This is a genomic window from Methylopila capsulata (genome assembly GCF_016907975.1).
Lineage (GTDB): Bacteria > Pseudomonadota > Alphaproteobacteria > Rhizobiales > Methylopilaceae > Methylopila > Methylopila capsulata.
Genome location: NZ_JAFBCY010000002.1, coordinates 1 through 21,767, shown reverse-complemented (window position 1 = coordinate 21,767; position 21,767 = coordinate 1). Strand labels below are relative to the sequence as shown.

22 protein-coding genes are annotated in these 21,767 nt (G+C 71.8%); 14 read left to right on the top strand and 8 right to left on the bottom strand.

Features of this window, described 5'->3' with window-relative positions; translation table 11 throughout:
- Positions 1 to 28: 28 nt before the first annotated feature.
- Positions 29 to 970, top strand: a complete 942-nt coding sequence (locus tag JOD31_RS05825; RefSeq protein ID WP_204949381.1) for a choline kinase family protein — start codon at positions 29 to 31, stop codon at positions 968 to 970.
- A 219-nt stretch (positions 971 to 1,189) separates the two neighbouring features.
- On the opposite strand, the gene JOD31_RS05820 is transcribed toward JOD31_RS05825, so the two are convergent.
- From JOD31_RS05820 to JOD31_RS05805, 4 genes are read right to left on the bottom strand one after another with little or no spacing between them, the layout of a single operon-like run.
- Positions 1,190 to 1,708, bottom strand: coding sequence for a hypothetical protein (locus tag JOD31_RS05820; RefSeq protein WP_204949380.1), 519 nt, complete (start codon positions 1,706 to 1,708; stop codon positions 1,190 to 1,192).
- Positions 1,705 to 2,295: a type II secretion system protein GspM gene (gene gspM / locus JOD31_RS05815; RefSeq protein ID WP_204949379.1), complete on the bottom strand. Its 591-nt coding sequence runs from the start codon at positions 2,293 to 2,295 to the stop codon at positions 1,705 to 1,707. The genes JOD31_RS05820 and gspM overlap by 4 nt, the downstream gene beginning before the upstream one ends.
- A gap of 24 nt (positions 2,296 to 2,319) precedes the next feature.
- Positions 2,320 to 3,318, bottom strand: a complete 999-nt coding sequence (locus JOD31_RS05810) for a PilN domain-containing protein (RefSeq protein WP_204949378.1) — start codon at positions 3,316 to 3,318, stop codon at positions 2,320 to 2,322.
- Positions 3,319 to 3,372: 54 nt separating this feature from the next.
- Positions 3,373 to 5,040: a GspE/PulE family protein gene (locus JOD31_RS05805; protein ID WP_204949377.1), complete on the bottom strand. Its 1,668-nt coding sequence runs from the start codon at positions 5,038 to 5,040 to the stop codon at positions 3,373 to 3,375.
- A gap of 374 nt (positions 5,041 to 5,414) precedes the next feature.
- Here JOD31_RS05805 and gspD point away from each other — a divergent pair, with 374 nt between their 5' ends.
- From gspD to JOD31_RS05745, 12 genes are all read left to right on the top strand, one after another.
- Entirely contained in the window at positions 5,415 to 7,712 is a 2,298-nt protein-coding gene (gene gspD / locus JOD31_RS05800) for a type II secretion system secretin GspD (protein WP_204949376.1), read from the top strand.
- Between the two features lie 10 nt (positions 7,713 to 7,722).
- Positions 7,723 to 8,277, top strand: a complete 555-nt coding sequence (locus JOD31_RS05795; RefSeq protein ID WP_204949375.1) for a prepilin peptidase — start codon at positions 7,723 to 7,725, stop codon at positions 8,275 to 8,277.
- Between the two features lie 41 nt (positions 8,278 to 8,318).
- A complete protein-coding gene (locus JOD31_RS05790) occupies positions 8,319 to 9,530 on the top strand; it encodes a type II secretion system F family protein (RefSeq protein ID WP_204949374.1) in 1,212 nt (403 codons plus the stop codon).
- A 7-nt stretch (positions 9,531 to 9,537) separates the two neighbouring features.
- Positions 9,538 to 9,984 (top strand): type II secretion system major pseudopilin GspG, encoded by a 447-nt coding sequence (gene gspG, locus JOD31_RS05785; RefSeq protein ID WP_204949373.1) that lies wholly within the window; start codon positions 9,538 to 9,540, stop codon positions 9,982 to 9,984.
- Positions 9,956 to 10,426 (top strand): prepilin-type N-terminal cleavage/methylation domain-containing protein, encoded by a 471-nt coding sequence (locus JOD31_RS05780; protein ID WP_204949372.1) that lies wholly within the window; start codon positions 9,956 to 9,958, stop codon positions 10,424 to 10,426. Before gspG ends, JOD31_RS05780 begins: the two co-directional genes overlap by 29 nt.
- Before the next feature lie 20 nt (positions 10,427 to 10,446).
- Positions 10,447 to 11,001 carry a prepilin-type N-terminal cleavage/methylation domain-containing protein gene (locus JOD31_RS05775; protein ID WP_246482377.1) on the top strand — a complete coding sequence of 185 codons (555 nt, stop codon included), beginning with the start codon at positions 10,447 to 10,449 and terminating at the stop codon, positions 10,999 to 11,001.
- A complete protein-coding gene (locus tag JOD31_RS05770; protein WP_204949370.1) occupies positions 10,998 to 11,744 on the top strand; it encodes a hypothetical protein in 747 nt (248 codons plus the stop codon). Before JOD31_RS05775 ends, JOD31_RS05770 begins: the two co-directional genes overlap by 4 nt.
- Positions 11,744 to 12,601, top strand: a complete 858-nt coding sequence (locus JOD31_RS05765; RefSeq protein WP_204949369.1) for a type II secretion system minor pseudopilin — start codon at positions 11,744 to 11,746, stop codon at positions 12,599 to 12,601. The genes JOD31_RS05770 and JOD31_RS05765 overlap by 1 nt, the downstream gene beginning before the upstream one ends.
- Positions 12,602 to 12,804: 203 nt before the next feature.
- Positions 12,805 to 13,803 carry a TerC family protein gene (locus JOD31_RS05760; RefSeq protein WP_204949368.1) on the top strand — a complete coding sequence of 333 codons (999 nt, stop codon included), beginning with the start codon at positions 12,805 to 12,807 and terminating at the stop codon, positions 13,801 to 13,803.
- Between the two features lie 156 nt (positions 13,804 to 13,959).
- Positions 13,960 to 15,291 (top strand): phospholipase D-like domain-containing protein, encoded by a 1,332-nt coding sequence (locus JOD31_RS05755; protein WP_271206100.1) that lies wholly within the window; start codon positions 13,960 to 13,962, stop codon positions 15,289 to 15,291.
- Positions 15,292 to 15,518: 227 nt separating this feature from the next.
- A complete protein-coding gene (locus JOD31_RS05750) occupies positions 15,519 to 16,241 on the top strand; it encodes an endonuclease/exonuclease/phosphatase family protein (protein WP_204949367.1) in 723 nt (240 codons plus the stop codon).
- Between the two features lie 25 nt (positions 16,242 to 16,266).
- The gene (locus tag JOD31_RS05745) at positions 16,267 to 16,950 is read left to right on the top strand and encodes an NUDIX hydrolase (RefSeq protein ID WP_204949366.1); all 684 of its coding nucleotides are present in this window, start codon (positions 16,267 to 16,269) and stop codon (positions 16,948 to 16,950) included.
- A 116-nt stretch (positions 16,951 to 17,066) separates the two neighbouring features.
- Here the strand turns inward: JOD31_RS05745 and JOD31_RS05740 are convergent, their stop codons facing one another.
- The 4 genes from JOD31_RS05740 to JOD31_RS05725 form a co-directional block, all read right to left on the bottom strand.
- On the bottom strand, positions 17,067 to 18,122 hold the full coding sequence (locus JOD31_RS05740) for an NAD(P)-dependent alcohol dehydrogenase (protein WP_204949365.1): 1,056 nt from the start codon (positions 18,120 to 18,122) through the stop codon (positions 17,067 to 17,069).
- 235 nt (positions 18,123 to 18,357) lie between these two features.
- A complete protein-coding gene (locus JOD31_RS05735; protein ID WP_204949364.1) occupies positions 18,358 to 19,353 on the bottom strand; it encodes a diguanylate cyclase domain-containing protein in 996 nt (331 codons plus the stop codon).
- 88 nt (positions 19,354 to 19,441) lie between these two features.
- Positions 19,442 to 20,443 (bottom strand): SDR family NAD(P)-dependent oxidoreductase, encoded by a 1,002-nt coding sequence (locus JOD31_RS05730; RefSeq protein ID WP_204949363.1) that lies wholly within the window; start codon positions 20,441 to 20,443, stop codon positions 19,442 to 19,444.
- 236 nt (positions 20,444 to 20,679) lie between these two features.
- The gene (locus tag JOD31_RS05725; RefSeq protein ID WP_204949362.1) at positions 20,680 to 20,862 is read right to left on the bottom strand and encodes a hypothetical protein; all 183 of its coding nucleotides are present in this window, start codon (positions 20,860 to 20,862) and stop codon (positions 20,680 to 20,682) included.
- A 308-nt stretch (positions 20,863 to 21,170) separates the two neighbouring features.
- Between JOD31_RS05725 and JOD31_RS05720 the strand changes: the two genes are divergently transcribed.
- Positions 21,171 to 21,578, top strand: a complete 408-nt coding sequence (locus JOD31_RS05720; protein ID WP_204949361.1) for a hypothetical protein — start codon at positions 21,171 to 21,173, stop codon at positions 21,576 to 21,578.
- Positions 21,579 to 21,767: the final 189 nt, after the last annotated feature.

The following is a 21,767-nucleotide window of genomic DNA, read 5'->3' as shown; positions in this document are numbered from 1 at the left end:
TCGCGGGCGAGGGAGGGAGCGGGCCGCCATGCTGTCCTGGAAACGACCCGGCGAGGGCGAGAGCGCCGGCGAACGCGCGCTGGAGGCGATCCTCGCCGAAGTGCCGCGCTGGCGCGACGAGCCGCTGCGCTACCGCCCGGTGTCCGGCGGCATCAGCAACGCCAACTGGCGCATCGCGGTCGGGGAGGCGGGGGACTACTTCCTCAAGGTGCCCGGCCGCGGCACCGAGATGTTCATCGACCGTCTCGCCGCGAACGACGCCAGCCGCAAGGCCCACGCCAGCGGCTTCGGCGTCGAGGTGGTGGATTTCCTGCCCGATCTCGGCGTCGAGATCTTCGCCTTCGTCGAGGGCTACCGCGCCTCCTCGAACCTCGACTTCCTGCGCCCGACCGTGCGCCGCAACGCCGTCGCGGCGCTCAAGGCCTTCAACGACAGCGAGCCGCTAGGCCTGACCAAGACCATCTTCGACATGATCGAGGAGCACGTCGCGCAGGTGGCGGAGGTCGGCGGACGTCTGCCGCCTGACCAGCCCTTCCTGATGCGCCGCTACGCCGAGGCCAAGGCCGCGCTGACCGCCTCCGGTCTCGATCTCGTCCCCTGCATGAACGACACGCTCGCCGGCAATTTCATGATCGACGCGGCCGACAGCGTGCTGATCGTCGATTTCGAGTACGCCTCGAACAACGAGCGCGCGTTCGAGATCGCCGGCTGGTTCGACGAGATGGCGTTCCCCGAGGCGGTGGAGCGCGAGATGCTGGAGGCCTACTTCGGCGCCGTCACGCCCCAGGTCGAAGCCCGCGTCGCCGTGCTGAAGGCGCTGGCCGATCTCAAGTGGTCGACCTGGGCGATGATCCAGGAGGCGGTCTCGACGCTGGACTTCGACTTCTACAAGTACGGGACCTGGAAGCACATGCGCGCCCGCACCCTGTTCCACCACCCCGATTGGAACGCCTGGCTGCGCCGCCTCTGACCGCGAGAGCTGTGTCGGTTTTGCGTTGTTGCGCTGAATCCCCGCCGTCATTCCGGGCGAAGTCCCGGAATCCATCACCCCGCGGGTGGAGACGATCTCGACCGGCGGGCTTATGGGCCCCGGGACAGGCCCGGGGCGACGGCGGAGCATGAGGCCGCCGTGGCGCTCGCTTGACGCGAGGCCGCTCTGGCTCCCCGCCTCTCCGAAAACGAAAGCGCTCTACTCGTCCGAATGCTGCTTCGGCCGGGCGGCCTGGTTCGGGTCGAACAGGCGATACTCGCCCTCCTGCTCGCCGAGCGTGAGGCGGAGCGAGGCCGAGTCGATCGCCGTCACCAGCCAGCCGTCCAGCATGTCGCCGAGCCGGAGTTGGCTGACCGTGTTCGAGCCCATGTCCTCGACGACCGCGACGGTCTCGTCCGGTCCCTCGATCACTCCGGCGAGGCGCAGGTTCGGTTGCGGGGCCGGCGGAGGCGCCGTCGCGGTCTCCGGTTCGGGTTCGGGCTCCGCCTGGACGGCGGCGGGCGGCTGAGGCGCGCGGCGCGACGGCGTGAACAGCGGCCGGTCGCGGAACGCGGAGAGGCTGTCCGCGCCGAGCGCGTTGAGGGGGTTGAGCGCAGCTTCGGCCGCGGGCGGCGCGGGCTTGTCCTCGGCCGTTTCCTGGGCGGCGGCGCCGATCGGGAGAACCGGAAGCGCGGCCGCAAGCAGCGCCGTCAGAGCGGCGCGAAGGATCGGCGTCATCCCGCGACGAACCTCCCCGGACCGTTGATCACGACGCCGACGCGCAGCGTCGGATCCTCGGGATCGGCGTCCGCCGCGGCGTCGAGACGCCGAACTTCGAGGCGCTCGACCGTCAGCAGCGGGAGGCCCGTCTCGATCCGGCGCAGCAGTTCGAGCAGGGCGCCGTTCCGGGTGTCAAAGGTGACGCGCAGCCGGACGCGGTCGTCGATCAGGTCCTGCGCCTCTCCGGGCGCTTCGACGTCCTGGGCCTCGATCAGGCGCCCGCCGGTCGCCTCGACGGCGTCGGTCAGCAGCCGCTGGAGAGCCGCCTTGGCGAGAGCGGGGGTCGCGCCGGCCACGTAGATCGCGGACGCGTCGATCGCCGCCGCGGCGGGGCCGCCGGCCGCCGCGACCCGTCGCTCGAGCTGCGCGACGATCGCCTCCTGACCGGAGGCCAGCCGATCGACTTCGGCCGCCTGCAGGACATTCAAGGTCGAGAGCACGATCGCGGCGAGCGGCAGCAGGACGGCCGCGGTCACGAGCGCCCAGAACGCGACGCCGCGGGACGAAGCGGAGGCGCTCGCGCCTCCGAGGCTTCCCACGCTCATATCGGCCGCCTCATGCCTGCCGCCTCATGGCTGAGCCTTCGGGCCGGCCGGCCGCCGGCCGACGATCTCGAACCCGTCGCGGCCGTCGGCGTTGCGGGTCACCGGCGCGCTGAAGCGGGCCTCCGGCAGCGCGCCGGACGCTGTGAGCAGCCCGATCAGCTCGGGCGCGGCGGTCGAGACGCCGGCCAGCCGGACGCGTTCCGGATCGATCTCGAGGTCGCGCAGCGCCGTGCCGTCGGGCAGGGCGGCGGCGAGCTTGTCGACCAGGGTGACGACCGCCGTCTCCGGCCGCTTCTCCGCGATCAGGTCGCGCTCGCGCGCGCCGCCGCCGCTCGCCTGCATCAGCGTTCGGCGCGCAGCCTGCGACCGTCGCTCGAGGTCCGCCAGCCGCTCTTCCGCGCGGTGCAGCGCCCAGTAGGAGCCGGCGGCGAGCGGAATGAGCACGCCCACGACGGCGACGGCCGCGATCGCGAGGCCGCGCCGCACCCGCCTGCGGAACGGGTCTCGCCCGCCGCGCCAGAGATCCACGGACAGCGGCGCGTCGAGCGGCTCGCCCGCGCCGCCCAGCGCCGTCGGCGCGAAGCCGATCGCCGCAGCCTTTGCGATCCAGTCGTCGGCGACCTCGCGGGAGGCGGCGACGAAGCGCACGTCGAGCGAGCCGTCGGCGGCGTCGGAGGCGCGGTAGCCATAGAGCACCCGCTCGGGCGCCCAGGGGGTCAGCCGTTCGAGCCGGTTTTCGATCACGGCGTCGAGGTAGTCGCGGGTCGCCGCGGGAAAGCTCAGGGTCCGCGTCAACACCGCCCCGGCGGGAAGCCGGAGTTCGCCCTGGACCGGACCGCGCGCGGCGCCGTCCTTCGGGGCGAGACGTTTCGCCGGCGCGCCGAAGGGCGCCTCGTAGAGCGCAAGCGCGCCGTCCTCCGCCACGGCCACGCGGCGCGGCCCGCGGGCGAAGCGGGCGGCGAGCGGCGCAACGACGTCGACGATGGCCTCGGTCGCCTGGGCGAGCGTCTCCTTCAGCGCCATCGACGGCGGGCTCCCTCGGCGGCATCCCTCGCGTCGGCGCCGCAGGCGCGCGGGTCAGCCGGTCGCACGGAGCACCTCGTCGATGGTGGTGAGCCCCCGCCCGGCCTTCCAGACGCCGTCCTCGAGCATGCTGGTCATGCCGCCGTCCCGCGCCGCGCGCTGCAGGCTCGTCGGATCCGGGCGCTCCCGGATGAGGCTGCGGACGGCGTCGTCCACGCGCAGCGCCTCGAACACGCCGATCCGGCCGCGGTATCCCGACTGCCCGCAGGCGGAGCACCCGACCGCGCGGTGGAACGACGCCCCGGCCGCGAGCGTCAGGCCGCGCGCGGCCGCAAAGGCGCGGGCGTCGTCGTCGGCCGCCGCGTCCGGCCGCTTGCAGCGCTCGCACAGCCGCCGCACCAGCCGCTGGCCGATGACGCCCCGGAGCGAGGCGCCGATCAGGTAGGATTCGACGCCGAGGTCGGCGAGGCGGATGACGGCGTCCGCCGCGGTGTTGGTGTGCAGCGTCGTCAGCACCAGATGGCCGGTGAGCGCGGCCTGGGCGCCGACCGCGGCGGTCTCCTTGTCGCGCATCTCGCCGACCATGATGACGTCGGGGTCGTGGCGCAGGAACGAGCGCAGCGCGGTCGCGAAGGTGAGGCCGATCGCCGGCTTGATCTGGGTCTGATGAATGCCGGCGATCTGGTACTCGATCGGGTCCTCGACCGTCACGATCTTGCGGGCGGGATCGTTGAGCACGGCGAGCGCGGTGGCGAGCGTCGTGGTCTTGCCGCTGCCCGTCGGCCCGGTGACGACCACGATGCCGTGCGGCTCGGCGAGCAGCGCCTCGAAGGTCGCGCGATCGCGCGGGCTCAGGCCCAGCCGTTCGAAATCCAGCAGCCGCGCGTCCTTGAGCAGCATGCGCAGCACGGCGGTCTCGCCGTACATCGTCGGCGCCGTGGCGACGCGGAGGTCCGCCTCCTGGCGGCCGATCTTGACGTTGGAGCGCCCGTCCTGGGGCAGGCGGCGCTCGGCGATGTCGAGGCCCGCCAGGATCTTCACGCGCGAGATCAGCCCGGCGGCGAGGCCCTTCGGCAGCACCTGTTCGACGCGCAGCCGGCCGTCGACGCGGAAGCGCACGCGCACCTCCTCGCGGCCGGTCTCGATGTGGATGTCGGTCGCGCCGGTCTCGATCGCGCGCTCGAGCAACTGGTCGATCGAGCGCACGATCGGCGCGCCGCGGGCGAGATCCTGCAGCGCCTCGACCGTCTCGGCGCGGTCCGCGGCCGTCGAGGGCTGCGCGGAGGGGCTCGCGGCGGCGGCTTCCGCGTCGCGCTCGAACAGCAGCTCGATCTCTTCGAACGAGAGCACGGCCAGCTGCGGCGGCGCGCCGAGCGCCAGGCCGACGGAGTCGATCGCCATGTCGTCGGCGGGATTGGCGACCGCCGCGGCGAGCGCGCCGTCCCGGTCGAACGGGTAGATCCGCGCGTCCCTGAGGTAGCGGCGCGACAGCCCCTCGGTCAGGCCCTGCCGCTCCTGCACCTCCGCGAAGGTCAGGCGGGGGAGCGCGTAGGCGAAGGCGACCGCGTCGGCGAGGTCGGACGCCGGAACCGCGCCCGAGCGCCAGAGGGCCTCGAGGTCCTCGGTTCCGTCCGCCGCGAAACCACGCCGGCGCAGCTCCTGCGCGAGGGCGGGCAGGCGCGCGTCCCCGGTTTCCGCCGCTCGGACGTCCTGAGCCGTCATCCGCCGCCTCGCGATCGAATCGCCGCCGGTCCCGTCGTGGTCGCCGTCGATCGGGCCGCGCGCGTCGTCCTTCGTAGCATGCCGCGACTCGCCCGAACGCAGCGGCGTACGCTCCTGTCGCGCCGCCGTCGCACGCCGCCGCTACCGTTTCGCTTCGGCCCCACCGGCGCTCCGCCCACGAATCTGTTCATTTTCTTGGACACTACGCCCACGCGAGGATACTACGGAATTTTGTGGTTAATGTCGCCGCCGAATTCTTTAGGTCAAGCTCGAAAGGCATGTAACGTATCGGTTGACGACTGTAAAATTTGACTTCCATTTTGTCTTCTTGCTTCATGTCGTCGGGGAATGTGCGTGCAGTTGGGGTCTTCATCATGATAGCGGCGCTGCGTTTGGTGGTCGCGGCGTGCGTCTTCGCGCTCGCCGGGTGTTCGACGGTCGATCCCGCCAACGACGGCGGCGTCAGCATCGTGCAGACCGGTCTGACGACAGATCTGTCCGCGCGCCAGCCGCGCGCCGACGGGACGCAGGCGCAGGCCATGGCGTCGGGCTCGGTGGAGACGACCGGCGCGGTCGCGGCGTCGTTCGCGTCCGAACCCGAGGCCGCCGGCGGCTCCCCGCTCCGGCTGGTGACCGAGCGCAGCGAAGGCGGGGGCCGGTCGGGCGCGCTCTACCGCCTCAACTTCGAGAACGCCGACCTGCGCAACGTCGTCCAGGCGGTGCTCGGCGAGGCGCTGAAGATCAACTACGTCATGGGCGCCGACGTCGCGGGCCAAGTGACGATCTCGTCGCCGCGGGCGATGACCGCCGAGGAGCTGCTGGGCGCGCTCGAGGCGCTGCTGCAGAGCAACGGCTTCACCATGACCAAGACCGGCGGCACGATGCGGATCACCGCGGCCTCGTCCGTCGGCGGCGCGGCAGAGGCTGCGGACCGGACCACGCCGGGCTACGGCCTCTCGGTGGTGCCGCTGCGCCACGTCTCGGCCAGCACCATGGCGCAGCTCGTGTCCGGCTTCGTGGTGGACGCCGACGGGCTGAAGGTCGACGCCTCCCGCAACGCCATGATCGTGCGCGGCACCGGCCCGAAGCGGGCGGAGGCGGTGCAGGCGATCATGTCGTTCGACGCCGACTGGATGCAGGACCAGGCGGTCGGCATCTACGAGGTGCGGCGCGCGACGCCGGAGGTCGTGGTCGGCGAGCTCCGCCGCGTCTTCGACGCCGAGGAGAAGGGCGTGGGCGCGGGCGCCGTGCAGTTCAAGGCCATCGGCCGGCTGCGCGCGGTGATGGTGATCGCGAAGACCCAGGCGCTGATGCGCCGCGCCGAGACCTGGGTGAAGCGGCTCGACCGCGAGAGCGCGTCCGGGGGCGACAACGTCTTCGTCTACAAGGCGCGCTACCGCGACGCGCGCGAGCTCGCCCGCATCATGACGAGCCTGTTCCGCGCCGGCGGCGACGGCGGCGGCCGCGCGGCGGCGACCACCGGCGGGCGCTTCCCGACGGGCGGCTTGGGCGAGGGGTCGGACCTGATGTCGGACAACCGTTCGGGATCGTCGTCCTCGTCCTCCTCCCCGTCCGGAAACGGCGCGGTGTCGAACGTCGCCGATCGCGGGTCGAACGCCGGGAACGCGTCGGGGCAGCAGGGCTCGACCGCGTTCAACAGCCCCTACTTCGGCGACGGCGCCAGCGCGGCGGCGGAAACGGGCGGCGGCGGCGGGGGGGAGACCATCGACCTCTCCCGGCAGAACGACGACCGCGGCGGCAGCAAGGTGCTGATCAGCGCCGATCCCGCCAACAACGCCGTCGTGACCTACGCCGACGGCTTCACCTACCAGAAGATCCTGACCGCGCTCCGGCAGCTCGACTCCGCGCCGCTGCAGGTCGCGATCAGCGCCACGATCGCCGAGGTGCAGCTCAACGACGACATGAAGAACGGCGTCGAGTATTTCGTGAAGAGCGGCGGCGTGGGCCTCGGCCGCAACAACGGCTCGTTTAGCCTGTTCGGCACAGCGGCAAACGCGCTGTCGAAGCAGACGCCCGGCTTCAACCTGCTGATCGGGACCAATTCCAACCCCGACGTGGTGATCTCGGCGCTCGACCGCGTGACGAACGTCGAGGTGCTGTCGTCGCCATCGCTCGTGGTCGCCGAGAACCAGGTCGCGAACTTCCAGGTTGGCGACGAGATCCCGATCGTGACCCGACAGGCGCAGAGCGTCGAGAACGTCGACTCCCCGCTCGTCAACCAGGTCGAGTTCAAGAACACCGGCATCATCCTCAACGTCATCCCGCGCATCGGCCAGAACGACGCGGTGACGATGCAGATCGAGCAGGAGATCTCGTCGGTCGCGAGCGGCGCCGACACCCTGACGCCCACGATCTCCAAGCGCCGCGTGGCGAGCAACATCTCGGTGGTCAGCGGCCAGACGGTGCTGCTGGCGGGCCTGATCAGCAAGCGCAACGAGCGCGGCAAGAACGGGCTGCCGATCCTCGGCGACCTCAAGGGCATCGGCAACCTGTTCAGCCAGCGCTCGAGCGCCAAGGACCGCACGGAGCTCGTGGTGTTCATCCGCCCGGTCGTCATCCGCAACGGCGAGGACGCCCAGTCGGTGGCCGAGGAGTTCCGCTCCCGGCTGACGTCGATGGGCGGCCCCCGCCCGGCGTCCTACACGAAGTGACGCCGCGGCGATGACCGCCGGGGCCGTCGCCTCCCGCTCCGACGCCGCCCTCGGCGCCGCGGCGCTCGTCGCCGCTGCCGCGGGCGGGCTCGGCGGTTCCTGGCTCCTGCTGCCGACGGCGGCGGCGCTGGTGACGGCGTGGATCGCGTGGCGGGACGCGCAGAGCTTCATCATTCCCAACGAGGCCGCCGCGGCGCTCGCGGCGCTCGGGATCGCGGCCCGCTTCGCAGAGGGCGGGGGAACGACCGACGTCCTCGGCGCGCTGGCGGTCGACGTCGTCCTGACGGGCGGTCTCCTCTGGGGCGTTCGGGAGGTCTATTTCCGCGCGCGCGGCCGGGACGGGCTTGGGCTCGGCGATGTCAAGCTCGCGGCGGCGGCGGGCTGCCTAGCCGGCGCGGCGGGCTTCGCGGTCGCGCTGTTCGCGGCGAGCCTCGCCGGCCTCGTCGTCGCGGGCCTCCGCCGCGCCGGCCGCGAGGATCGCCTTCCCTTCGGCGCGCTGCTCGCGCCGGCGGTCTGGGTGGTGTGGGCGGCGGCCGGCTTCGCGGCGCCGGGCCTCCTCGGATGATCCCGGCGCGCGCGATCCGCCCCGGGCGCGGGGGCTGAGCCGTGGCCACGTTCGAATACCGCGCGGTCAGCGCGGCGGGCCAGATGCTCACTGGCGTGATGGAGGCGGCCTCCCGCGCCGAGGCGCTCGCCCATCTCGAACGCTCGAACGTCACCCCCATCGACGCGCGCGAGACCCAGGGCGGTCCGCGGCGGACCTGGCGCGAGATGCTGACGCCGGAGCCGCCGCCCGAGCACATCACCGCCTTCACGCTCGATCTCGCGATGATGCTGAAGGGCGGCGTCACGCTCGACGAGGCGCTGCAGATACTCGCCGAGATGGAGTCGCGGCGCTGGCTCGCCAAGCTCATCCGCCAGCTCCATGGCGAGCTTTCGGGCGGCAAGAGCTTTTCAGCGGTGCTCGCGATGCACCCCAAGATCTTCCCGCCGGTCTACGTCCAGACCATCGCCGTCGCCGAGAGCGCCGGACGACTGGAGGCGGCGCTGGGCGACCTCGCCTCCGAGCGCCAGCGCAACGAGACGCTGAAGCGCAAGTTCGTCTCGGCGATCGCCTATCCCTCCTTCCTCGCGGTCGCGGCGGTGGGCGTGCTGTGCTTCGTGCTGCTGTTCGTGGTGCCGCAGTTCGAGGGCGCGCTGCAGGGCTTCCAGAGCCGCATGTCGCCGTCCTCCAGGATGGTGTTCGACCTCTCCCGCTGGTTCCGCGCCAACGTCGACCTGGTCTTCGGCGGCGCCGCGCTGGCGCTGGCGCTGGGGCTCGTGCTCAGCCGCATCGGGCGGAACGGCTCCATGCTCGTCAGCCTGCTTGCGCGGGCGCCGCTGACGCGGACGGTGCTCGCCTACGAACTCACCGTCGCTTTCTGCCGCACGCTCTCCATCCTGCTCGCGAACGGCGTGCCGATCACCGTCGCGCTCCGGCTGGTGCGCGACGTGGTGCGGCCGCCGGCCGCGCGCGCCGCGATCGATCTCGCGGCCGCGGACGTCCGCCACGGCGAGCGGGTCTCGGCCGCGCTTGCCCGCCACGGCTTCCTTCCGGCGCACGTCACGCAGATGCTGCGCGTCGGCGAGGAGGCGGGGCAGCTCGCCGACAGCGCCGCCCGCGTCGCGACGTTCTACGAAACCAAGCTCGAAACCTCGCTCAACCGGCTGACGGCCGTCATCGGACCGGCGATGATGATCGTCGTGGCCTGCCTCATCGCCTGGCTCATCATCTCGGTGATGTCGGCGCTCATCAGCATCAACGACCTTTTGGTTTGAACGCGTCATGACCCTCGCCGCACACCGCCGAAACCGCCGCGCCCGGGACGCCGAGGGCGGCTTCACGCTCGTCGAGCTGCTCGTCGTGCTGGTCATCCTCAGCCTCGTGATGGGCCTCGTCGGCCCTCGGGTCCTGAGCTACCTCTCCAGCTCGCGCGAGCGCGCGGCGAAGCTGCAGATCAAGTCCTTCACGAGCGCCCTCGACCTCTATTTCTTTGACATGGGCCGCTACCCCTCCGGCTCCGAGGGGCTGGCGGCGCTGGCCCGCGCGCCGGCCGGCGAGAGCCGCTGGGCCGGGCCTTACCTGCAGCAGGGCTCCGTGCCGGCGGACCCCTGGGGCAAGCCCTACGAGTACCGCACGCCCGGGCGCGGCATGCCCTACGGCATCACCTCGCTCGGCGCCGACGGCCAGCGCGGGGGCGAAGGTGAGAACGCCGACATCTCCAACGACTGACCGCGGAGACCCGCGCGCGGGCTTCACGCTGGTGGAGCTGATGCTGGCGCTCGCCGTGATGGCGATCGTGGCGGGCCTCGCGCTGCCGTTCGTGCGGATCGAGGAGAGCTACGCCGGCCTGCGCGCGCAGGCCTATCAGGCCGCGGCGCTGCTTCGGGCCGACCGCGCGGCGGCCCTGCGCTCGGGCCGCACGGTCGTCGCGGTCGTCGATTTTCCCGGCCCGCACCTGCGCTCGGGCGCGACCGGGGCGGTGGTCGACCTCTCGCGCGGGCTCGCGGTGCGCGCCTCCGGCCTCCGGCAGGGCGGGGTGGCGTTCTACCCCGACGGCCGCTCCTCCGGCGGCGCGCTGGCGCTCGCCACCCGCACGGCGCGGATCGACGTCGAGATCGACGAGATCACGTCGAGCGTCTCGATCCGGCCGAAGACCGCAGACGAGCGATGACGCGCGCCATGAGACGCGCCATGAGACGCGCCGCCAGACGCGCAGGCAGGGGCGGGCCGCGCGAGGGTTTCACGCTGGTCGAGACGCTGGTGGCGCTCGCGGTGGTCGCGGTCGTCGGGGTGGCGCTCCAGCGCGGCGTGGTCTCCGCGCGCTTCGCGCTCGCGCGCGCCGAGGCGCTGCTGGAGGCGGAGGCCGTCGCCCGCGACGTGCTGGAGAACCGGCTTGACGCGCTGGCGCCCGGCGTCGGGACCCTCCGCGGCGACGACCGCGGCCTCGTCGTCACCGTCACGAGCGAGGCGCTGGACCTTGCCCTGCCGCCGCCCGGCCCGCCGGACCCGGCGGAAGGCCCCGCTCAGGCGCCGGGCCGCGAGCCGGGGCAGCGTCCGGCGCCGGGGCAGGGGCCCGTGCAGATCGCGGCCGGCGCGCCGCGGCAGGCCGGCGAAGGGCCGGGCGGCGAGGCGGCGGCGGACGCGGAGCTCGGCCGGTTCACGCCGCTGCGCGTGACCATCCGGGTCGATCCCGCCATCGGGCCGCCGCTGGTGGTGGAGACCCTGCACGCGGCGCCCGCGCCATGACGCGCCTCGGGCGAAGCCGCGACGCGAGGAGCCAAGTCGGCGGCGAGGCCGGGTACCTGCTGGTGGAGGCGCTCGCGACGCTGACGCTCGCGGCGCTGGTGCTGGCCGGGCTGCTGGCGCTGGGCGGAGGCCTGTCGCGGGTCGCCGACCGCATCGCGGGGCGGGTCGAGGCGAACGAAGCAGGGAGGCTGGCGGTCGCGGCCATGGCGCGCGACATCGCCCAGCTGTCCCGCCGCCGGTTTCCCGGCGCGCAGGAGCCGCGCTTCGCCTTCTACGGCCAGACCGACCGGCTCGTCTTCGTCGTCGAGGCGCCGCAGCAGGACGGCCTGGCGCGACCGGTCGTGGTCGCCTACCAGGCCGACGGGCCGGGCGCTGCGCTCCGGGCGGAGGGCGAGCTGCCGGTGGGCGCGCAGAGCCTGGACGACGTCGCCCTGTCGCGTCCGCACCGCATGCCGTTCGGGAACGCCGAGCTGCGCTTCGCCTTCGTGGAGCGCCTGAAGAGCGGCGGCGAGCTCATCACCGACGCCTGGTCGCGCTCCGACCTGCTGCCGGCCGCGATCCGGATCGACCGGCTCGATCCGGCGAGCAAGCGTCTCGTCGCTTCCCGCCGCGTCGCGATCGTCTCCGAGACCGAGCCGGGCTGCGCCGCGCCCGAGTTCGCCTTCTGCAGCACCAAGAAGAAGCCGGCGCCCGGCGGCCCGCCGTCCGACCAACCGCCGCCGCAGCAGCAGGAGCGGGACTGATGCGGGGCGGGCGGGACGGGTTCGTTCTGGTGTCGGCGCTGGCGGTGCTGGCGGTGCTCGCTGCGGTCGTGGTGGGCGCCTGCGTGCTGGTGCGCTCTTCGGTCGCCGAGGCGCGGCTCGCGCGCGACCGGCTGACGGAGGACGCGCTGATCCACGCCGGCCTCGAGTTAGCGGCCTATCAGCTCGTCGCGCTGCGGCGGCCGCCGTCGGAGCTGGCGGGCCAGCGGCTGCGGCTCGACGCCGGCGTCGTGACGCTGTCGGCGGTGGCGGAGGCGGGCAAGGTCGACCTCAACGGCGCTGATCCCAAGCTGCTCGCGGGCCTCTGGCGGACGCTCGGCCTGACCGCGATGACGGCCGAGACCTTCGCCGACCGCGTGGTCGACTGGCGCGATCCCGACGGCAAGCGCGGCCGGGCGGGCGCCGAGCGCCGGGACTACGAGGCCGCCGGCCTTCCCGGACCCGCCGACGACGCCTTCGCGACCGTGGACGACGTGCGCAACGTGCTCGGGGTCGGCGTCGCCGAGGCGCGCGCGCTGAAGCCTTTCCTGACGGTCGCGAACCCGCGGGGCCGGGTGTCGGCGCTCGAGGCTCCGCCCGAGGTGCTGCGCGCGACGCCCGGCCTGAGCCGGCCGGTGCTCGATCAGATCCTCGGCCTGCGGCGGCGCGGGGCGGCGTCGATGCAGGCGGTCCAGCAGCTGCTCGGCGGCGGGAGCGCGGCGCCGCTCGGGGCGTTCTACGGGCCGGCGTTCCGCGTCGAGATCGCGATCGAGGACGCGCGCCGGAGGCCCGCGCGGGCGTTCGAGATCCTCCGCGGCGAGGGGCCGCGGCTGTTCCGGGTGCTGCGGGAGGAGCGGTGACGGGGCGCCGTCCGGTCACGGATTCGCGAGCTTTCGTCGCGCCATCTTGCGCTGCGGCGCCGGCGATCTAACTCACGGCTCACCAGAACGGTCCGGGCCCCTCTGGCGATCCTTTCACGGTCGCGATGTCGGACCTGCGCTTCAACCAAGGCGCAGCGTCGGCGGCTGTCCGCGCGCGCTTGAGACCGTGAGAGATCATCCTGATGGAGCTTCTTCCGTCGTTTCTGTTCGCCGAGATCGTCGGCAAGCCGGCCTGGCTCTGGCTGGCGTTCCTCGGCCTCGTCGCGGTGCTGCTCGCCTTCGACCTCGGCGTGCTGAACCGCAAGGGCAAGGAGCTCGGCGTCGCCGAAAGCCTCAGGCTCTCAGTGTTCTACATCGCCGTCGCGGTCGCCTTCGGCGGCTGGATCTGGTGGTCGATGGGCCCCGAAGCCGGCATGAACTACTACACCGGCTACGCGATCGAGAAGGCGCTCTCGATCGACAACGTCTTCGTCATCTCGCTGATCTTCAGCTACTTCGCGATCCCAGCGCGCTACCAGTACCGCGCCCTCGTCTGGGGCATCCTCGCCGTGCTCGTGCTGCGCGGCCTGATGATCGGCGTCGGCGCGGCGCTGGTGCAGGACTACGACTGGATCATGCTGGTGTTCGGCGCCTTCCTCGCCTTCACCGGCGTGAAGATGCTGTTCGCCGGCGACGAGGAGGCCGACCTCTCCGAGAACAAGGCGGTGCGCTGGCTGTCGAAGCGCATGCGCGTGACGCCGGAGCTGCACGGCGAGCGCTTCTTCGTGCGCCAGCCGCACCCGGTGACCGGCAAGCTCGTGCTGTGGACGACGCCGCTGTTCCTGGCGCTGGTCGTGATCAACGTCGCCGACCTCGTGTTCGCGGTCGACTCGGTGCCGGCGATCTTCGCGATCACCACCGACACCTACATCGTGTTCACGGCGAACATCATGGCGGTGCTCGGCCTGCGCGCGCTCTACTTCGCGCTCGCGGCGATGGCGGCCCGCTTCGCCTACCTGAAGTATGCGCTCGCGCTCGTGCTGGTGTTCATCGGCGCCAAGATCTTCTGGGCGCACTTCTTCGGCAAGGTCGACCCCGCGATCTCGCTCGGCGTCACCCTCGCGCTCATCGCCGGCGGCGTGCTGGTCTCGCTCTGGAAGACCAAGGGCGAGCCGGTCCCCGCGACGATCGACCAGGGCTGACCGGGCTCGGCGTCGCCCCCCGGGACAAGCCGCGGCGATGGCCTATAACGCTCTGCGGGATCTCTCGCGGAGCGTCGCGCCATCTTCTCCGGACCTCTCCAGCCGTTTGAAATCGCCGTCACCGCCGCGCATGTCGCGGCGGCGTCCGCCGCGACCGTGCACGCGCTGCTGCGGAAACGCGACGTGCGGGCGGCGATCGGCTGGATCGGCGTCGTCTGGCTGTCGCCTTTGTTCGGCGCGCTCCTCTACTTCGGCTTCGGCGTCAACCGCGTGCACCGCAAGGCGCAGCGCCTGCGCGGGCTCAAGAGCCCGCGGCTCTACGGCGCGCGTGGACGAGGCGCCGACCGCGCCATGGAGAGGCTGAAAACCGCGGTGGGCGCCATCACCCGGGTGGACCTGGAGGAGGGCGCCGTCGAGGCCGTGCTCCAGTCGGGCGACGAGGCCTACCCCCAGATGCTGGCGGCGATCGACGCCGCGACCACCAGCGTCTCGCTCTCCACCTTCATCTTCCGCGCCGACGGGCCGGGCCTGCGCTTCATCGAGGCGCTGGCGCGCGCGCATCGACGCGGGGTCGCGGTGCGCGTGCTGATCGACGGCATGGGCGGCGGCTTCTTCCTCTCGCCCGCCTACCGCCGGCTGCGGACCAGAGGCGTGCCGGCCGCGCGGTTCCTGCACTCGATCTGGCCGTGGAAGATGCCGCTGCTCGACCTGCGGCTGCATAAGAAGGCGCTGATCGTGGACGGCGAGCTCGCCTTCATCGGCGGCCTGAACATCGCGGCCGAGAACGTGCTGGCCGAGCCTGCGCGACACCCCGTCCGGGACACGCATTTCCGGCTGGTCGGCGGCGTCGTCCAGCAGATCGCCGACAGCTTCGACGACGACTGGGCCTTCGCCACCGGCGAGGACACGCCGGAGCGCACGCGGCCGCCGGCCAGGGAGACGCCCGGCGCGCCGGCGCGGGCGGTGGCCTCCGGGCCCGACCACGCCGTCGATCAGCTGGCGCTGGTGCTGCTCTCCGCAATCACCGCCGCGCGCAAGACCATCCGCATCGCGACGCCCTACTTCCTGCCCGAGGAGCAACTCATCACCGCCCTGCAGCTCGCGGCGCTGCGGGGGGTGGAGGTCGATCTCGTGATGCCCGCGGAGAACAACCACCGCATGGTGGCCTGGGCGTCCGCCGCCCACATCCGCCCCTTGATCGAGGCGGGCTGTCGCCTGTGGCGCTCGCCTCCGCCTTTCGACCACTCCAAGCTGATGACCGTCGACGACGAATGGTGCCTGATCGGCAGCGCCAACTGGGACGCCCGCAGCCTGCGGTTGAACTTCGAGCTGACTGTGGAGTTGTACGACGCCGCCCTCGCGGCGCGACTGTCGGCGCTGATCGACGCCAAGCGCGGCGATCCCGTCACGCTCGCCGACATCGACGGACGGATGTTCGCCGTGAAGCTGCGCGACGCCACCGCCCGCCTGCTTTCCCCCTACCTGTAGGAGCCGTTCATGGTCCCCGACAGTCTCCACAGCGGTTTCACGGTGGCCGAACGCGACCTGCGTTTCGCGCTCCGCGGTCGCCCCGTGCGTGTCCCGGGGCCCATAAGCCCTCCGGTCGAGATCGGCTTCGCCGGCGGGCATATGGATTCCGGGACTTCGCCCGGAATGACGGCGGGGTTCGTCGCATCGCCCCAGACCGAAACAGTCGCCGGGAGCCGCCGCCGCCCGTGAAGGTCGCTTCGTACAACATCCACAAGTGCCGAGGCACGGACGGCAAGGTCGAGCCGGGCCGCATCGCCGCCGTGCTGGGCGAGATCGGCGCGGACCTCGTCGCGCTGCAGGAGGTCGACCATCGCTTCGGCAAGCGGCTGGGGCTGCTCGACCCGGAGGTCGTGAAACAGCAGGCCGGGCTGCACCTGCTCGCCCAGTCCGACGCGCCCGGCGGCCATGGCTGGCACGGCAACGCGCTGCTGGTGAGGCGTGAGCCCTCGGTCTACCGCCGCCAGCGCATCCGGCTCCCCGGCGTCGAGCCGCGCGGGGCGATCATTGTCGAACTCGACCTCGGCGAAGGGCCGTTCCGGGTCATCGCCGCGCATTTCGGCCTGCTGCGGCGCTCGCGCGTCAGCCAGGCCGACACGCTGGTCGCGGCCTTCGGCTGGTTGAAGCCGATGCCGACGATCCTGCTCGGCGACCTCAACGAGTGGCGGCGCGGGCGGCGCTCGTCGCTGAACGCCTTCGAGCCGTTGTTCGGCGAACATCCGCATCTGCCCAGCTTCCCCTCGCGGCGGCCGATCTTCCCGCTGGACCGGATCCTCGGCTGGCCGCGCGGGCTGGTGCAGGCCCTCGCCGTCCACGACACTCCGCTCGCCCGCAAGGCGTCCGACCACCTGCCGCTTACGGCGGAAGTCGATCTGGCGCATCCCGGAGCTTTGCTGCGCCATGGCGGCTGATGGGGGAGGGGGCGCGCCGGGTCGCGTGATCCCGGTCGCCGGTTTCGACGGCGTCCTGACGACCGCGGACCTGCCGTTCGACGCGGCGGACCGGGCCGCGATCGCGGCTCACTGGGCCAGCGAGGTCGCGGCGAAGCCGAAGCTGTTCGACGGCCGCGTGCTCATCGCCCTGGACACGCGGATCGAGGCGGACCGGCTCGTCGCGCGGCACGTCGAGATCGGATTCTCGGCGTTCCACTGGTGGCGGCTCCGCAGCGAAGCGCGCGGCCTCAGCAACGTCTTCGGCGCGGCCGCCGTCGTGACGGCCGACGGCGCCGTTCTGCTCGGCCGCATGGGCGCGCACACCGCCGCCGCCGGCATGTCCTATTTTCCCTGCGGCACGCCGGATCTGTCCGACGTCGTCGACGGCCGGGTCGATCTCGAGCGGTCGATCGCGCGGGAGCTGCAGGAGGAGACAGGGCTCGCGGCGCCGCTGGCGCGCCCTTGTCCCGAGGCCTTCGCCGTGTCCGCGCCGAAGGTCACCGCCTACGTCCGTCGCTACGAAACCGACCTCGACGCCGACGAGCTGGAGCGGCGGATCGCGGCGCACCTCGCCGCCGACCCCGAGCCGGAGCTCGCCGGCGTGGTCTTCGTGCGTTCCGTCGACGCGCTCACGGAGACGTCGCCGCCCTACGTGCGCCTCGTCCTGCCGCACCTGCTCGGGCTTTGAGTCGAGGTTCACCCGCTTCCGACGGTGGTTTACGCCGCAAACTGCTGCGACCAGGCGGTGGAGCGCGATCGCGTCCGACGCTTGGACGGCGTGATCAATCGGAGCCGATCAGGGTCTCAGGCCGCGGCCTTCAGCGTGGCCATGTCGATGACGAAGCGGTACTTCACGTCGCTCTTCAGCATCCGCGCATAGGCGGTCTCGATCTCGGCGATCGGGATGATCTCGATCTCGGACGTGATGCCGTGCTCGCCGCAGAAGTCGAGCATCTCCTGCGTCTCGGCGATGCCGCCGATCAGCGAGCCCGCAAAGTTGCGGCGCTTGAAGATGAGGCTGAACACCGCGACGGCGAGCGGATCCTCCGGCGCGCCGACCTGGCAGAGCGTGGCGTCGCGCTTGAGCAGACCGAGGTATTCGTTGATGTCGTGCTGGGCCGCGACGCAGTCGAGGATGAAATCGAAGCTGCCGGCGTGCGCGCCCATTTGGGCCGCGTCCTTCGAGATCACCACCTCGTCGGCGCCGAGCTTTTTGGCGTCGTCCACCTTGTTGGGCGAGGTGGTGAACAGCACGACATGCGCGCCCATGGCGTGGGCGAGCTTGACGCCCATGTGGCCGAGGCCGCCGAGCCCGACGATACCGACCTTCTGGCCGGGGCCGACCTTCCAGTGCTTGAGCGGGGAGTAGGTGGTGATGCCGGCGCAGAGCAGCGGCGCGACCGCCGCAAGCTCGAGATTTTCCGGGAGGCGCAGCACAAAGGCCTCGTCGACGACGATTTCCTTCGAGTAACCGCCGAAGGTCACCTTGCCCGTCTGCTTCTCGACGCCGTTGTAGGTGCCGACGAAGCCGTTCTCGCAGTACTGCTCCAGGCCCTCCTGGCAGCTCGGGCAGGTGCGGCAGGACTCCACCATGCAGCCGACGCCGGCGAGATCGCCGACCTTGAACTTCGCGACCTCGCCGCCGACCTCGACGACCTTGCCGACGATCTCATGGCCGGGCAGGCAGGGGTAGACCGTGTTCTTCCACTCGTTGCGGGCGGTGTGGAGATCCGAATGACAGACGCCGCAATAGGAAATCGCGATGCGGACGTCAGTGGGCCCGACGTCGCGGCGCTCGAACGAGAACGGCGCGAGCGGCTGGTCTGCGGACTCGGTGGCGTAGCCGATGCAAGCGAACATGGAATAATTCCTTTGATCGAGAAACGGACATGGGGCGCGCGCGACCGCTCCGCACGCCGTCGACGTCGCGAGGAAGATGGCGCCGACGGTCGAGGCGACGATTGCGCCATTGCATCGCGCCCCGCGGGAAACTGCAAGTCGGCGGGGGGAGGGGGCTAAGCGGCCCCCTCGATGCCGTCGAACGAGCAAACGACGCCGCGGCGCTGCGCGGGCGCGCTTGCGATCGCCGCGAGGATCAGGCGGCGACCGGCGTGACGCCAGCGCCGTAGACGCGGACCGCCCCCTTGCCGCCGGCCTTCGCCGCATAGAGCGCGGCGTCGGCGCGCGCGAACAGCTCCTCCGGCGTGCCGTCGCCGTGGGCGACGCCCACCGAAGCGCCGAGATCGAGGGCGATCCCGCCTGCGACCACCGCCGTGCGGATGTCCCGGACGATCCGGCCGGCGAGCTCCTCCGCGAGGGCGGCGTCGGCCGCCGACAGGAGGACGGCAAACTCGTCGCCTCCGATCCGCGCGACGAGGGCCGCCTCCCGGGCCGCCCGTTTGAGCCGGTCCGCGGCCTCCGCCAGACAGGCGTCGCCGCGGGCGTGGCCGAGCGTGTCGTTGATCTGCTTGAAGCCGTCGAGGTCCACGAGGACCAGGGCGCCGAACCCGTGCTCGGGCGATTGCGACGCGGCCATCGCGTCGAGCCGCGCCTGGAACTGGCTGCGGTTGGCGAGACCCGTCATCGGGTCGAACTCCGCGAGCTGGCGCATCCGCTCCTTCAGCGCCGTCTCCTCGGTGATGTCCTGCTTCATGCCGAAGATCCGCGCCGGCGCGCCGTTCTCGCATTCGACGGTCGCGGTGATGCGGATGACGCGGCGTCGCCCCGCCGCCGTGACGATCTGGACGTCCAGCGAAAAGCCGTCGCGGCGGGCGATCGCCGCCGCGCGGGCGGCCTCCATTTCCCGGCGCGCCGTATCGACGTAGAATGCGAGCGTGATCCGGCGGTCGATGAAGGAGCCGCGGGGCAGGTCGAACAGGTCGTAGACCACGTCGCTCCAGCGCAGCTCCTCGGTCGAGAGGTCGCACTCCCAGACGCCGATGCTGGCCGCTTCCGACGCGCGCTCGAAGGTCTTGCGGCGGTGCTCCAGGGCGGCGGCCTGTTGGCGGATCAACTGCGCCTGCGCGGCGATCTGCGCCTTCAGCTCAAGAACCGCCTCGAGAACGTCCGCCAGATCGGCCTTGGCCGCCATGTCCCGTCACACCGTCGTCCGCGCCGTGCGCGGTTTGAGGAGGATGATAATCACAGAGCGATTAAAGAGGTCTGAGCGGTCGCGGCCGTCACAGGCCATGGCGCGCGCGGAACCAGGGCACGAACGTCGCGACGCCGCGCTCGAGCGACGTGGTCGGGGACCAGCCGAGGTCGCGCGTGGTCGCCGTGATGTCGGCGAAGGTGTCCTTCACGTCGCCGGGCTGCATCGGCTCGAAGACGCGCACGGCCTCGCGGCCGGAGGCGGCCTCGATCAGCGCGATCAGCGTGAGGAGTTGTTCGGACCGGCTGTTGCCGATGTTGTAGAGGCTGTGCGGCGCGCGGCTGCCGCCGGGCTTCGGCGCGCCGTCGTCGGGGGGAGGGCGGTCGAGCGCGGCGAGGACGCCGGCCACGACGTCGTCGACATAGGTGAAGTCGCGCCGCATGTCGCCGCCGTTGAACACCCGGATCGGCCGGCCGGCGAGGATCGCGTCGGTGAACAGCCAGACCGCCATGTCCGGCCGCCCCCAGGGCCCGTAGACCGTGAAGAAGCGGAGGCCGGTCATCGGCAACCGGTAGAGATGGGAGTAGGACTCGCTCATCAGCTCCCCCCCCCCCTTCGTCGCCGCATACAACGACACCGGCCGCGCGACCGCGTCGTCCACAGAGAAGGGCAGGGCGTCGTTGCCGCCATAGACCGAGGACGACGAGGCGTAGACGAGATGGCCGACCTCGAGGCGGCGCGCGAGCTCGAGGAGATTGAGGTGGCCGACGAGATTGGAGCGGGCGTAGGCCCGTGGGTTCTCGATGGAGTAGCGGACGCCGGCCTGGGCCGCGAGATGGATGATGCGGTCGACCGGGCGCCCCGCCACGGCGGCGTCCACCGCTTCATGGTCCGCGATGTCCGCTTCGACGAAATGGAAACGATCCGCGCCGGGCGCCTGCGCGAGCGCCGCGAGCCGGTCGCGTTTCAGTTGCGGCGGATAATACGGGTTGAGGTCGTCGAGGCCGATGACCTCTTCGCCGCGCGCCAGCAACGCCCGGGCGACATGGTGGCCGATGAACCCGGCGGCGCCGGTGACGAGGATCGCCATGGTGGGTCGGATGCTCCTCGGGCCGGCGCGGCGCGCCGGACCCGCGTCGGCTGGACGTCTGGCGCGGCTGTAAACGGAGACGCCTTAGGCCGCAATAGACGCGCTTGGCGAGGAGCCACCGTTCGTGGCGCGCGGAGGTTCAGGAGGGCGGGACGCCCGCCCGCCGCCGCCGCGCCTTCGCTCGCGCCGCCGCAACGAATTTATCCAGATGCGGGCGACCTCCCGCTGAGGACGATTTATTTGTTCGCGGGGTCTCTGTCCTCCGCGGCGTAGAGACGCTCCGTGGCGTCGTCGGACGTCGACATCGGCGCCTTCGCGCCGCGCCGTCGAACCGCGGCATAGGCCAGCACGGCCCCCGCCAGCAGTATTCCGACCACCCAGAGCATGTAAGGCGTCCCGCTGACTGCGCTTTCGGTCATGTCTTTCTCCGTTGTCTGTCATTGAACAACCCCTTGCGACAGGCAACGTTCCGCCTCTTGGCGCCGCGGCGGGCCGCGGACCGCCCACCGCCCCGGAGGACCGACCGCTTCCGCCGGTTTTGCTCATAGCCGAGCGGCGCGTTCGTGCATCCGCGTCGACGCACGGCGAATGCCGGGCGCCCCTCATCGTTCTTGATCCCGAATGGCGGCCTCTTACATTTTCTGCCGCCGGCCGTGGAGGCGCCGGCGATGATGGCGCAGCGGCGCCGCGACGCGCCGCTTTGGCCCGAACAGGGTGGAGTTTGGAGATGAGCTTCAAACGCGTTTCAGACGATCAGAACAACTTGGTTCGCCGGCCAGGAACGGCGGACCACTCACTCTTCGCGCATCCCGACGAGGTGATGGACGATCCACGCCTGCCGCCTGCCGAAAAGCGGGCGATTCTCGCCGCCTGGGCGTCGGATCGGTACGCGATCGAGGAAGCGCCCGGCCTGCGGCAGCTCGAGAGCGGCGCGATTGTTCCGCTCGACGCGATCCGCGCGGCGCTTTGCGCCCTCAACTTGGCGGAGCCGCCGCGCGCGGTGATCCGACGGGCCGCCCCAAGGCGGTTTCGGTTCAGGCGGCGTCGAGCCAACCTGCGCGTGACGCAGGATCGCAGTCCCGACGACGATCCGCCGCCGCCGAAGCCTGTCCGCATGCGCCTTCGGGTCGCGTGACGGACGCGACGACGGCTGAGACGGCGTGCGAGACGAGCTCTGCGCCGGATGACAGCGGGGCGAGGGACGAAGGCTCCACCCCGCTTGCGAACGCGCGCGGGGTCGTGGTTTGTTTTGGTTATTTCTGAGTTTTGAACGACGACAGCCCCGCTTTTTGGGCGGGGCTGTTTGGTTGTTTTGGTTGCGGGG